General features: G+C 49.1%; 9 protein-coding genes. 1 reads left to right on the top strand and 8 read right to left on the bottom strand.

All coding sequences use genetic code 11. The features are described 5' to 3' along the window. Positions 1 to 7 precede the first annotated feature (7 nt). The 8 genes from Undi14_RS07355 to Undi14_RS07390 all read right to left on the bottom strand — a co-directional run bounded on the left by Undi14_RS07355 (position 8) and on the right by Undi14_RS07390 (position 10,881). A complete protein-coding gene (locus tag Undi14_RS07355; RefSeq protein WP_186882836.1) occupies positions 8 to 556 on the bottom strand; it encodes a YggT family protein in 549 nt (182 codons plus the stop codon). Between the two features lie 88 nt (positions 557 to 644). Further along, the gene (locus Undi14_RS07360; protein WP_200179039.1) at positions 645 to 1,370 is read right to left on the bottom strand and encodes a histone; all 726 of its coding nucleotides are present in this window, start codon (positions 1,368 to 1,370) and stop codon (positions 645 to 647) included. 424 nt (positions 1,371 to 1,794) lie between these two features. Next, the gene (locus tag Undi14_RS07365; RefSeq protein ID WP_200179041.1) at positions 1,795 to 2,976 is read right to left on the bottom strand and encodes a ribonucleotide-diphosphate reductase subunit beta; all 1,182 of its coding nucleotides are present in this window, start codon (positions 2,974 to 2,976) and stop codon (positions 1,795 to 1,797) included. Between the two features lie 148 nt (positions 2,977 to 3,124). Next, positions 3,125 to 6,037, bottom strand: a complete 2,913-nt coding sequence (locus Undi14_RS07370) for a ribonucleoside-diphosphate reductase subunit alpha (RefSeq protein WP_200179043.1) — start codon at positions 6,035 to 6,037, stop codon at positions 3,125 to 3,127. Between the two features lie 536 nt (positions 6,038 to 6,573). Next, complete coding sequence (locus tag Undi14_RS07375) at positions 6,574 to 8,013, bottom strand: sigma-54 dependent transcriptional regulator (RefSeq protein WP_200179045.1); 1,440 nt, start codon at positions 8,011 to 8,013, stop codon at positions 6,574 to 6,576. Further along, positions 8,010 to 9,788 carry a PAS domain-containing sensor histidine kinase gene (locus tag Undi14_RS07380; RefSeq protein WP_200179048.1) on the bottom strand — a complete coding sequence of 593 codons (1,779 nt, stop codon included), beginning with the start codon at positions 9,786 to 9,788 and terminating at the stop codon, positions 8,010 to 8,012. The genes Undi14_RS07375 and Undi14_RS07380 overlap by 4 nt, the downstream gene beginning before the upstream one ends. A 20-nt stretch (positions 9,789 to 9,808) precedes the next feature. Beyond that, entirely contained in the window at positions 9,809 to 10,075 is a 267-nt protein-coding gene (locus Undi14_RS07385; RefSeq protein ID WP_200179055.1) for a PP0621 family protein, read from the bottom strand. Further along, complete coding sequence (locus tag Undi14_RS07390) at positions 10,072 to 10,881, bottom strand: inner membrane protein YpjD (RefSeq protein ID WP_200179065.1); 810 nt, start codon at positions 10,879 to 10,881, stop codon at positions 10,072 to 10,074. Before Undi14_RS07390 ends, Undi14_RS07385 begins: the two co-directional genes overlap by 4 nt. A gap of 252 nt (positions 10,882 to 11,133) precedes the next feature. Between Undi14_RS07390 and Undi14_RS07395 the strand changes: the two genes are divergently transcribed. Continuing rightward, positions 11,134 to 13,296, top strand: coding sequence for a S46 family peptidase (locus tag Undi14_RS07395; protein WP_200179066.1), 2,163 nt, complete (start codon positions 11,134 to 11,136; stop codon positions 13,294 to 13,296). Positions 13,297 to 13,308 lie beyond the last annotated feature (12 nt).

Genomic DNA, 13,308 nt, shown 5'->3' on the forward strand with positions numbered 1-13,308 from the left:
TATCCGGTTATAGCATCAACAAGCGAGGCATCAACTCATTGAGCACCCGGCTCAATATCTGCAATAAAATCAACACCAGCAAGGGCGAAAAATCGAGACCGCCCAATGCAGGCAATACCTTGCGGAACGGTGACAACAAGGGCTCATTCAACGCCCGGATAAAGGGTGCCAATGGCGCATGTGGATTCACCCAGCTGAAAATTGCCTCAAGCACCAGCAGAGCCATCAAACCATACAGTACCCACTGCAACACACGAAATACTGTGAGCAGCAAAATCGCACTGAATGAGACTTCGGATAACAACCAGAAATCCAATACCATCGACAACAACGCGGTCAGAAAAACGCCGACCATCGTTGCCCAATCGTAGCCACGAAATCCCGGAACGACACGTCGTATCGGATGTACCAGCCAATCTGTGATCTGAAAAATCGCCTGTGCTAAACCAGCAGGGGGACGGACCCGTTGTACTTGCATCCAGAAACGTAACAGCAAAAAGCCGGCAAAAAAACCAGTCAGGATATCGATGACGAAGGTAAAAATTCCATGCAGCACAAGTTATCCTCAAAAAAAACCCACCAGGTGAATCATCACATAGTGGGTATTGTGCCTGAATAAGGTCAGGCAACCAAGTAGCACAAAATTACGCTGGACGATTGCCAGTTGGGAATGGCCACGCAGCATTCGGGCTAACGACCGTTTTTGCATCAGGAGTCGCTGGCTTCGCTGGAGCAGCCTTTTTCGCCGCTACTTTTTTTGCAGCTGGTTTAGCGGCAGGTTTAGCCGCTGCTTTTGCTGCTGGTTTCGCTGCTACTTTTTTCGCTGCTGGCTTCGCTGCCACTTTAGCGACGGCTTTCTTCGCTGCTGGTTTGGCCGCTGCTTTTGCTGCTGGTTTCGCTGCTACCTTTTTCGCTGCTGGCTTCGCTGCCACTTTAGCGACAACTTTCTTCGCTACTGGTTTGGCCGCCGCTTTTGCTGCTGGTTTCGCTGCTACCTTTTTCGCTGCTGGCTTCGCTGCCACTTTAGCGACAGCTTTCTTCGCTACTGGTTTGGCCGCTGCTTTTGCTGCTGGTTTCGCTGCTACTTTTTTCGCTGCTGGTTTCGCTGCCACTTTAGCGACGGCTTTCTTCGCTACTGGTTTAGCCGCTGCTTTTGCTGCTGGTTTCGCTGCTACTTTTTTCGCTGCTGGCTTCGCTGCCACTTTAGCGACGGCTTTCTTCGCCACTGGTTTGGCCGCTGCTTTTGCTGCTGGCTTTGCAGCTGCTTTTACTGCCGGTTTCGCTGCTACTTTTTTTGCGACAGCTTTTTTAGCAGTCGTCTTTTTCGCAGAGGCGGAATCGCCCGCTGCCGTTTTTGGTGCTGTTGCCATTTTGTTTCTCCTTCGATAGAGATGGAAAAAATCGGATAAAAATTAAATCCGCTCTATCCTTTCAAGCGGATTATTCATGGGCACAAACATAAACGATGTTTGCGCTAATGAATTCGGCACCGGCTGAACTGCTGCATGCCCTCGATGATGCAGCACTTCAGCCATCAAACTTTCGCTCTGCGATCGTCGTCTGAAGCGATCGATCTGCAACGCCCGCACTACCTGCGTACGTCAATATTAGTTACAGAACTCAAGGCACAAAGCCAAAAACCGCAATACCCGATTTCGCCAGGTATTGCGGCACTAACAGTACAAGTAATTTAATCTTTGACTGTCCATTCAGTTTGGTGAGGCCTCTCGAGTTTTACATCTCGTGCAAACCTTGAGTATCCCTTTTCAGGAGGCCGGGGCGCTTATTCAGCAGCTACTCCCAATTGAGGGCTCCGCCTGTTTGATACTCAATCACGCGCGTTTCAAAAAAGTTGCGCTCTTTTTTCAGGTCTATCATTTCACTCATCCACGGGAAAGGATTTTCTTCCTGAGGGAACAAAACATCAAGACCAATTTGTTGTGCTCTGCGATTTGCGATGAAGCGTAAATATCCTTTGAACATCGGCGCATTTAATCCAAGCACTCCACGCGGCATTGTATCCTCTGCGTAGCGATATTCCAACTCCACCGCGCGCAAAAACAACGATTTAATTTCATCTCTGAATTCCGCTGTCCACAAATGCGGATTTTCCATCTTAATCGTATTGATCAAATCAATACCGAAATTGCAGTGCATCGATTCGTCGCGCAAAATGTATTGATACTGTTCGGCTGCACCCATCATTTTATTCTGACGACCCAGCGCCAGAATCTGCGTAAATCCAACATAGAAAAACAGCCCTTCCATCAGACACGCAAAGACAATCAGCGAACGCAGCAATGTCTGATCCGCTTCAGTCGTACCTGTTTTAAATTCAGGGTTCGTCAACACATCGATGAATGGAATCAGAAACTGATCTTTGTCACGGATGGATTCGATTTCGTTATAAGCGTTAAAAATTTCACCTTCATCCAAACCCAGTGACTCAACGATATATTGATACGCGTGAGTATGAATCGCTTCTTCAAATGCCTGACGCAGCAAATACTGACGGCATTCCGGCGCAGTAATGTGGCGGTAGGTACCCAACACAATATTGTTTGCTGCCAGAGAATCTGCAGTCACGAAGAAACCGAGATTACGTGTCACCAAACGACGCTCATCATCAGTCAGTCCATTTGGATTTTTCCACAATTCAATATCGCGCTGCATATTGATTTCCTGCGGCATCCAGTGATTCGCACAACCAGCCAGATATTTATCCCATGCCCATTTATACTTGAATGGCACCAGCTGGTTAACGTCTGTCTGGCCATTGATAATACGTTTGTCGGCAGCGTTCACACGACGTGCAATATCTTCTGCACTCGCCGCTGATTCGGTGTTTTTTACCAACGGAGGATTCAACGCAACCTCCTGTAATTGCAAACCAGCTTGTACATCGTTGCCTGCTGGCCGCACAGTTGATGGCGCTACAGGTGCCGCTGGTGTGGCTTCATCGTCCCAAGATAACATTTTTATTCCTTACAAGATGACACTTTATCTTTGCGCATAAGCAAAAATGTGCCGAAAATTGCGAACGATGGATACCTCACATCGTTCGCTTAAAGTTTAATTGATTAGTTCTGTATTTCTGTCAGTTACTGTCTGAACGCCAACAGCATTACTGACAGGCTTCGCACTCTTCAAAACCGGGGTCACCTGGACGAAGGTAGCAAGCGGCACCTTCTGCTTCAGGAGCGACTGCTGGCGCTGCCGCAACCGGTGCTGCGCTGAATGCACCCGCACCGCCATCCACCGCAACCGCATTCAACGCACCAGTTTTCGATGTGGATTTTTCTGTATGCGTCGCGCCAATCGTACGCAGGTAGTAAGTCGTTTTCAGACCTCGCAACCAGGCCAGTTTATAGGTCTCATCCAGCTTTTTACCTGAAGCGCCTGCCATATAGATGTTCAGGGATTGCGCCTGATCTATCCATTTCTGGCGACGCGAAGCCGCTTCGACCAACCACGACGGGCTGATCTCAAACGCAGTAGCATACAGTTCGCGTAAATCCTGTGGAATACGATCTATACGTGCCAGGCTGCCATCAAAATATTTCAGATCGGCGATCATCACTTCATCCCACAAACCGCGCAATTTCAGATCGCGCACCAGGTGTTCATTAATCTCGGTAAACTCGCCGGACAAGTTCGATTTCACGTACAGATTCTGATAGGTCGGCTCAATACAAGCTGATACGCCGATGATGTTAGAAATCGTTGCAGTCGGCGCAATCGCGACGCAATTTGAATTGCGCATACCAAATTGTTTGATGCGATCACGCACCACAGTCCAGTCCATGGTTTCGCTAAAATCTGCTTCCAGATAACCGCCACGCTCTTCTGCCAGCAGTTTCAATGAGTCTTGCGGCAGAATACCTCTATCCCACAGCGAACCTTTGTAAGAGCTATAAGTGCCACGCTCTTCCGCCAGCTCAGTCGATGCCAGATAAGCGTAGTAACACACGGCTTCCATCGAGGTGTCGGCAAACTGCACCGCGTCATTCGACGCATATGGCACACGCATCATGTGCAGACAATCCTGGAAACCCATGATACCCATGCCGACCGGACGGTGACGCAGATTGGAATCGCGTGCTTTTTGTACGGCGTAGTAGTTAATATCAATCACGTTATCGAGCATACGCATCGCAGTACGGATCGTTTTTTGCAGTTTGACGTGATCTAGTTTGCCGTTCTTCATGTGCGCTGGCAGGTTAACCGAGCCCAGATTACATACGGCGATTTCGCTTTCGTTAGTGTTGAGCGTGATCTCGGTACACAGATTCGACGAGTGCACCACGCCTACATGCTGCTGCGGGCTGCGGATATTGCAAGGATCTTTGAACGTGATCCATGGATGTCCTGTTTCAAACAACATGGACAGCATTTTGCGCCAGAGGTCGAGTGCCGGGATTTTTTTCGACAATTCGATTTCCCCAGAAGCCGCTTTGGCTTCGTAAGCGAGGTAAGCACTTTCAAATGCCTTACCGAATTTATCATGCAGATCCGGCACATCCGATGGAGAGAACAGGGTCCACTCTCCTTTTTCCATCACGCGCTTCATGAACAGATCAGGAATCCAGTTGGCGGTATTCATGTCATGCGTACGGCGACGGTCATCACCGGTGTTCTTACGCAAATCAAGGAATTCCTCGATATCCATGTGCCAGGTTTCGAGGTAGGCGCAGACTGCACCTTTACGTTTACCACCCTGATTGACCGCAACCGCAGTATCGTTGACCACTTTCAGGAACGGCACCACACCTTGGGATTTACCATTCGTGCCTTTGATGTGCGCGCCGAGTGAGCGTACCGGTGTCCAGTCATTGCCCAGACCACCGGCATATTTCGCCAGCAAAGCGTTTTCTTTGAGCGCGTCATAAATACCGGCAAGATCATCAGAGACCGTAGTCAGGTAGCAGGACGACAATTGCGAACGTTGTGTGCCGGAATTAAATAGTGTCGGTGTCGAGCTCATGAAATCAAAGCTGGACAACAGGTGATAGAACTCGATGGCACGGGCGTTACGATCTTTTTCTTCCAACGCCAGGCCCATCGCCACGCGCATATAAAAAGCCTGCGGCATTTCAATGCGGGTGCCGCGGACATGCAGGAAATAACGGTCATACAAAGTCTGCAAACCGATATAGCTGAATTGCAGATCGCGGTCAGCGACCAATGCTTTTGCCAGACGGTCCAGATCAAATTCCGCCAATTTTGTATCCAGTAATTCGGCAGCAATACCCTTCTGGATAAATTGCGGGAAATAGCGAATGTATTCGGCGGCGGCATCCTGCTGAGCCACCTCTTTGCCAAAGACTTCTTTACGCACTGTGTGCAACAGCAAGCGGGAAGTCACCTGGCTATAGGCTGGTTCTTTTTCCATCAAAGCGCGCGCAGCCAGAATCGCTGATTTATGCAATTCCTCGACAGGCACGCCGTCGTACAAGTTCTTCAATGTTTCAGTCAGGATCGCTTCTGCATCCGCCAGTTTGTCGAGACCAACGCAGGCAGCAGTAATAAGGTCACGAACTTTTTCAATGTCGAGGATGACTTTTTCACCATCAATAACCACATGGATTTGCGGCAGTTTTGCCTGCGAGGCTTGTTGCGCTTCGCGTTGCAGGCGGCGTTCTTCCTGATGTTTTGCACGATACAGCACATAAGAACGGGCAACATCATGCTCACCGGAACGCATTAACGCCAGTTCAACCTGATCCTGAATATCTTCAATATGAAACGTGCCGCCGGTTGGCTGTCTGCGCAGCAATGCCGCAACAACCGTCGAAGTCAGTTGCTCAACGAGTTCACGGATACGGGCAGAGGCTGCGCCTTGACCACCGTTGACGGCCAGGAATGCCTTCGTCATCGCGATCGCAATTTTTTGCGGCTCAAAACCAACTACGGCACCATTCCGGCGAATAACCCGGTGCTCGCTGTATCCGCTGCCAGCACTCGCCTGAACGGCGTTGCCGCTTGCGGAGCTTAGATCGGAATGAGATGGCGTTGATGTTTCCATTGAAGAGTGCATTGAACCTCCGGAGTCGGTGATATCTTGAGTCGTTCATGACCTCAGACGATCATGAAACGCTCGGGTTAACTGAATGTTGCGCCTTATTACAAACTAGCTTTACACGGAAAACGGCCGTGTTATTTCTTCATTTTTAAATCAATTGCTGCGAAAAAGGGGAATGTGAAGCAAGAAAGGCAAAACAAGAAAAACTACTATATATAGTGCACAAATAATTTATAGCCCTAATTCTAGTACCCGAGGCTAAGGTGTGCAACCGCTTTATTTGCTAATTTTTCAGTAATTTTTTTGTGCAGGCGATTGACTTTCGCAGATGATCAGAAATCTGCAGCAAGCTGAGTAAGTGAGTGCTAACAGAAAATAGTCGCACCGCTTACAGGATCTTTATCTATCGGTTTTCAGCATCGTTCTCAACAAGACTGCAACGAGGCGAAGCAGATCTTAGGGAGCAAGCAAAGTGACACTGGCAACATGCTGGCAATACTTTCGTCGGCGTGAAAGCGGACGCACAAGCGCCAATTGAATTCTCGGGAAAACTAATCCTGAATTTTTAATTTCTGTATCTGGTAACGCAACTGCCTGAAGCTGACGCCGAGCAGCTCCGCCGCCTGGGTCCGGTTATGCCGGGTCTGCTCCAAAGCCCGCATAATCATTTCGCGTTCGATATTCTCCAGATACTCAGGCAAGGAGCAAGGAAGCGTAGGGGGAGAAAAAACGTCTTCATCTTTCTTTGATATAGCCTCAGTAACGATTTGCTCAGGCTGCACAACATCATCAACATGCTGTTCCGTTAGTAGTTTTTTTTGATTGCGTAAGGCCAGATCAGCCACTTGTATACAACCATCGTTGGCAAACGCGAGTGCCCGCTCAAGTATGTTTTCCAGTTCACGGACATTGCCGGGGAAATCATAAGCACGTAAGGCTTGCAATGCTGCTGGCGACAAGGTGACATCACCGCCAGCGAGCTTACGTAATATCGCAGCAGATAAATCGGCAATGTCGTCAAGACGCTCACGCAACGGCGGCAAGTGCAGCTCAATGACATTTAAGCGGTAATACAAGTCCTGCCGGAATCGCCCTTCGTCTACACAAGTACTCAGATTCTGATGGGTTGCACTGATAATCCTGACATCCACGGACTCTTCCAGTGTTGCACCGACTTTGCGAATACGGCGCTCCTGAATTGCCCGCAACAACTTCACCTGCATCGCCAGCGGTAAATCGGCGACCTCATCCAGCATCAGCGTGCCGCCATTCGCCGCCTGAAAAAATCCTTCGCGATCATCTGCCGCCCCGGTAAAAGCACCTTTACGATAACCGAAAAATTCCGCTTCCATTAACGTTTCAGGAATTGCCCCGCAATTAACCGCAATAAACGGTTTGCCAGCGCGCGAACTGGATGTGTGAATTTCACGCGCTGCCAGTTCCTTACCGCTACCGGATTCCCCGGTAATAATGACCGGTGCCATGCTACGCGCCAGACGACTGATTTGTGCCCGGACGTCCTGCATACCTGGCGATGAGCCAATCAGAAACGAGGCTGGCGTCATTTCACAGACATCGGATGCCACTTCGGATTCCTCATTGACCAGATTTATTTCCAGCGCAGAACGCACCAGTTTGCGTAAATGATCAAGAGCCACAGGCTTGGAAACATAATCAAACGCCCCGGCCTTCAGGGCAATCACCGCATTATCGGTGCTGCCAAAGGCTGTAATCACCGCGATCGGGGTATTTTTATAATGAAGATTAACCTCTTCCACTAACTCCATTCCCGAACCATCGGGCAAACGCATGTCAGTCAACACCAACGAATAGCAGTTTTTGGCTAGCAGCGTTCTGGCGATATCCAGATTTTCGGCGCTATCAACATCCAGCCCCATTTTAATCAGCGTGATCTCTAACAACTCGCGCAAATGCGCCTCATCATCCACCACCAGGATGCGTGGACAAGTGTTGCCGCTAGTGTTGCTCATGCGTTTAATCCAGAAAAATTAATCACGAAACGCCCCTTAGGTTCACTGTCTTCAGCATCGCTGTGATCGACACGATATTCATAATCTAGCAAGGCTTTGTTATTCAGGCATAATTCCCGCGCCATATACAAGCCCAGACCAGTTCCCATCCGCGATGTCGTATAAAAGGGTTCAAATAAATGCGCACGGACTTCAAAACTGATAGCGGGACCGTCATCCTGAATATGCAACTCCTGCCGGCCGCCAGGATTTATCATGGCATACAAACGAATGCTGCCAGAGCGACCGCTCGCATACCGGATTGCATTCGACAGCAAGTTTGAAACGATTTCAGTCAAATGACCAGGATCGAAGCTGACTTTGAAATCTACTTCATGAGCAACGGCGATCAGATCGGGGGCGACTTGTTTTATCTCGACGAAATCCTGCACGCACTGGAGCACCAGCGGCATCAGGAAATAAGGCTCCACATCATTGCGCGCCTTACGTGAGAGTTTCAGAATATCTTCGATCAACTGATTTAAGCGTCCGACATTATCGTCAACAATTTTTAAGAGGCGTTTTGCCTGCTCTTTATTGTCCTCTATGTGAGCAATATCTTCGTTCAACAAAGAGGCCGCATAAGAAATGGACGACAGCGGATTTCTGACTTCGTGCGCAATGCTGGCGGTCAGGCGTCCCATCGATGCCAGTTTCAATTGCTGCGCATGATTCTCGATATCCGACACATCCTGCATAAAAATAACGGTGTAATCATTCGCAGATGCCTGCAGACCAGTTTCATTCGCATCCTTGACGATAATCATCCGCAATTTCAGATGCGTGACAAAATGCGGCCGTTCTGATCTGAAACCAAAACTGCTGTGTTCAAAACCTGAGCGCGGTATCGCTGAGCCGGAAACACTTCCTTTACTTTCATCCAGGTAGCAGGGAATAGAAACAAATGAAATCTCATCTTCCAATTCTCTGGGCGTCTTACCCGCATTGCGGATCTGGATATCAGCCAAGGTGTCGACCATAGGACGCAAAGCGATGACATCTGCCAATTTGACGCCAATCATGCCTTTTTTGAGATTTCCCCCGAGCATACGTTCTGCGGCCGGATTCATCTCAAACATGCGCCCGGAATGATCAAGCACCAGTATTCCATCATCCATATCCGCGATCACCAGACGATTAATCGCCTGCTGCATCACTAATTCATTTCCACGCAGTGCCGCGAGTTGCTCCTGGCGGATAAGATTACTCGCGAGACGATTCACCACGTACACAACAGCAAAATAGGATGCGCCGAATAAACCGGCCTGAGAAACCAGACTGCCATCATCTAATTCAAGGGAACGGTACATCCCTTCGCTCAACAACAACAAACTGACAAGCGAACAGAAAAAGAAAGCCCACAATAAAGGCGCCAGAATTGAAACGCCTGCCAGAGGAAACAAAAATAAGATATTGAAGCCTCCACGCCCGCCACCGGATCCAAGATAAAGCAAGGAAATGATGATGATATCGAGCGTAATCTGCGACAGCAGTTGCAAAATGAAATGCCGCGTGTGTACGACTTTGAGTATCGCAAAGCCCAGACTGGAAATTAAGTAGGCGGTACAAATATCAATGGCAAACACATGGGAAAATACCCAGATATCTTTGGTACTGCGTAAATTGAGCAGCAACAAAAGACTGATCGCAATGATGACCCGGGAAATATTCAGGGTTTGCAGGGATCGCCAGAACGAGGGCGTCGGCTCAGGAAAAACAGAAAAAGTCGCTGCCATGGGTTCAGCTTATTTTTGAACTAGTGCAAATCAGCGTGCGCTGAAGAACAATAGGTTTGCTGCTCCCGGATAACGGCTTCAGAAGCTGGTAAATAAATCTGACAATGCGCACAGCAAACCATGGTTTCTACTGGTGCAGCGGCCGTCGCCGGCATATCAAATGACGACGCATCGGATGTCGTTTCAGCATTCCGGCTGCGCATGCTGTCCTGCGTCAAAGGTTTAGCTTTTTTACGTATCGCCAGAATGACCAACACGCCCAATACCAGCCACATCAGCAATTTCATACAAGACTCCTGTGCAACACCACTTCCAGCACGAAACGACTACCAACATACGCGAGCAATAAGGTCAGGAAACCGGACAACGTGAAATTCAATACAGTTTTCCCACGCCAGCCGCGCCACCGGCGCCCCACCAGCAAGATGGCAAACAACAGCCATGACAATAACGACAAGATGGTTTTATGATCCCACTTAAATGCCACGCCCAGTACCTGCTCAGAAAACACGATACCAGACAATACGGTCAGGCTGAGTAAAACAAATCCGACAGAAATCAGTCTGAACAAGACCTTTTCCATCGTCAGTAAGGCCGGCAATTTATCAATCACCGCACTCAGCCATGACGGCAAGGTGCGTGAACGCAATTTATGTAAATGTTTGTCTTGCAGACTCATGATCGCGGCATGAAACGCCGCGATAGTCAACGTGCTGTAGGCCAGCAAAGCGATGCTGACATGCCATGGAAACATTGCTGTTTTCCCTGTCAGTGCAATCACTGCCCCCGGGAAAAATACGGGCAGGATAGAAAATCCTGCTGCAGGCGGAAATAATAAAAACTTCAAACCATCGAGTGAAAAATTACGATTCTCTATCAGATACACAGAGACGGTCACCCATAGCGCAGCCGATAACATGGTCGCAAAACCGATACGTAAAGCATCATCCGCAAACACCGCCAGCCATAATGAAGCGGCATGCAGCAACCACGCAAGGACGCTGACCCCAGCGCCAACGATGCGCTGCGGGAACGGAATAAAAACAGCGGCCAGATAGAGGGCGACCACCAGAAAAGATAAATAGATCTGCATCAGCTAAGTTTACACCATGTCGCCTTAAAAATTGATGTTCGCTTGCATACTGACTGCATTTCCGACGCCGACTGAAAATTGAAATGTCTGAAAAATCCCGAAACAAGCGATCGCATCAGGATTAATTGCAGAAATTAGACGTGAATTTGAACTTTTCGGAATTTTTCGCGACTAAACTCACTGTGTCCAGTATTCATATACTGAGCCAAGGGATAGACTCACTTCGTTTTCTCACTTTTCAATAATAAAACCATGAAAAAGACACTCATTACGCTGGCAGTTCTGAGCACAGCCTCAGTCGCCTATGCCGACGAAGGCATGTGGATGCCACAACAGCTGCCACAAGTAGCTAAAGAGCTGAAAGCCGCCGGTTTAAAACTGGATCCGGCAAGCTTAACCAAACTGACAGAATTCCCTATGGGCGCCATCGTCAGTCTCGGTGGTTGTTCGGCTTCTTTTGTTTCACCACAAGGTCTGGTTGCAACCAACCACCATTGCGTTTATGGCAGCGTGGCGTACAACTCCAAGCCTGAGCGCAATCTGCTGGCGAATGGTTTCCTGGCAAATACGCTGGCAGAAGAATTGCCCGCAGCACCCGGCTCACGTATTTTTGTCACCAAAGAAGTGACCAATGTTTCGGACAAAATTATCAGCAAAGATGTTGCGAAACTGGAAGGCAAAAAGCGCGTTGACGCGATAGAAAAAAACTCCAAAGCCCTGGTTGCCGAATGCGAAAAAGATGCCGGTCACCGTTGCAACGTCTATCCATACTATGGCGGTCTTGAGTTTTACATGATCAAACAGATGGAAATCCGTGACGTCCGTCTGGTACACGCACCTGCCGAAGGTGTCGGCAAATTCGGTGGTGATACGGATAACTGGATGTGGCCACGTCACACCGGCGACTACGGTTTCTACCGCGCATATGTCAGCAAGGATGGCAAAGCCGCTGACTACAGCAAGGATAACGTTCCTTACGTTCCTAAACATTACCTGAAACTGGCAAAAGACGGCTTGTCTGAAGGCGATTTCGTCATGGTACTGGGCTACCCTGGCCGCACTAACCGTCACCGTCTGCCATCTGAAGTCGCGTACACATTTGACTGGAGCTACCCTGCGTTCGTCAAAGCTTCCGGTGAGTCACTCGCGATCATCGCTAAAGAAACCGCCAATGATCCTGACGCCAAGCTGAAATATGCCAGCCAGGTTGCCGGTATCAACAACTACTACAAAAACCGTCAGGGCATGCTCGACAGTTACGCTGGCAGCGATTTTCTTGCCCGCAAAACTAAAGAACATGAAGAGTTAAAAGCATGGGTCAATAGCAATCCGGCCCGCGCAAAAGAATTTGCCAGCGATATTGCGGATGTAGAAAAACTGATCGCTCAGCGCGATGCACAAGGCAAACGTGAATTTTTCCTCGACCGTTCATATCCGCGTCTGCTGAGCACTGCCCGCAGTCTGTATCGCCTGGCAAATGAAACGACGAAACCGGATGCTGAGCGCAAAGCTGGCTTCCAGGTCCGCGACCTGCCACGCTTTAAAGCAGGTGTGGAAGCAGTTGAGCGCAACTATGTAGAGAAGGTCGATAAAGCGCTGGTACTGAACAGTCTGAGCCAATACGCTGCACTGCCAAAAGATCAGCGCAGCGCCAACTTCGATGCGGCGATTGGCATCAAAGACGGCATGAACGAAGCTGACCTGAAAGCCTTGCTGGATAACTTGTATGCTAGCAGCAAACTGGGTGATAAAGCGACGCGTGCAGCCTGGCTGAGCGCTAAACCTGAAGACTTTAAATCCAGCAACGACAGCTTCATCAAAGCAGCGGTAGCAATGTATGAAGGCGGTCTGAAACGCGAAGCGGAAGACGAAGAACTGGCAGGTAAAATCCAACAAGCCTATGCCAACTACATGAAAGCAAAAATCGCCTTCATGAAGAGCAAAGGACAAGCGGTTTACCCTGATGCGAACAGCACATTACGCGTGACATTCGGTAAAGTGGCTGGACGCGATCACGGCACAGCCGATGGTCTGGCATGGTCTGCATTCACGACAGTCAACGGTATTCCGCCAAAAGCGACAGGCCAGGGTGAATTCAATGCGCCTGCTGCTCAGCTGGCCGCAATCAAAGCCAAAGACTTCGGAAAATATGTAGATCCTAAGTTGAAAGCAGTGCCACTCGCCTATCTGGCAACACTCGATATCACTGGTGGCAATTCCGGCTCTGCTGCGCTGAATGCAAAAGGTGAATTCATCGGCCTGGCCTTTGATGGTACTCTCGATTCCATCATCTCTGACTGGGATTACAACAAAGCAAATACCCGTTCGATTCAGGTCGATCTGCGCTACATGTTATGGCAAATGAAACATGTCGATAAAGCAGACAAACTGATCAAGGAAATGGGCGCAGAATAATTCGCCTTGCTT

The organism is Undibacterium sp. 14-3-2, from assembly GCF_016595265.1.
In the GTDB taxonomy this organism is placed as follows: Bacteria; Pseudomonadota; Gammaproteobacteria; order Burkholderiales; family Burkholderiaceae_D; genus Undibacterium; species Undibacterium aquatile.

Excerpts from the sequence above, each read along its gene's own strand:
- Undi14_RS07375 (WP_200179045.1), bottom strand. The coding sequence starts at position 8,013 with ATGAGCAACACTAGCGGCAACACTTGTCCACGCATCCTGGTGGTGGAT.
- Undi14_RS07365 (WP_200179041.1), bottom strand. The coding sequence starts at position 2,976 with ATGTTATCTTGGGACGATGAAGCCACACCAGCGGCACCTGTAGCGCCA.
- Undi14_RS07360 (WP_200179039.1), bottom strand. The coding sequence starts at position 1,370 with ATGGCAACAGCACCAAAAACGGCAGCGGGCGATTCCGCCTCTGCGAAA.
- Undi14_RS07385 (WP_200179055.1), bottom strand. The coding sequence starts at position 10,075 with ATGAAATTGCTGATGTGGCTGGTATTGGGCGTGTTGGTCATTCTGGCG.
- Undi14_RS07380 (WP_200179048.1), bottom strand. The coding sequence starts at position 9,788 with ATGGCAGCGACTTTTTCTGTTTTTCCTGAGCCGACGCCCTCGTTCTGG.
- Undi14_RS07395 (WP_200179066.1), top strand. The coding sequence starts at position 11,134 with ATGAAAAAGACACTCATTACGCTGGCAGTTCTGAGCACAGCCTCAGTC.
- Undi14_RS07390 (WP_200179065.1), bottom strand. The coding sequence starts at position 10,881 with ATGCAGATCTATTTATCTTTTCTGGTGGTCGCCCTCTATCTGGCCGCT.
- Undi14_RS07370 (WP_200179043.1), bottom strand. The coding sequence starts at position 6,037 with ATGCACTCTTCAATGGAAACATCAACGCCATCTCATTCCGATCTAAGC.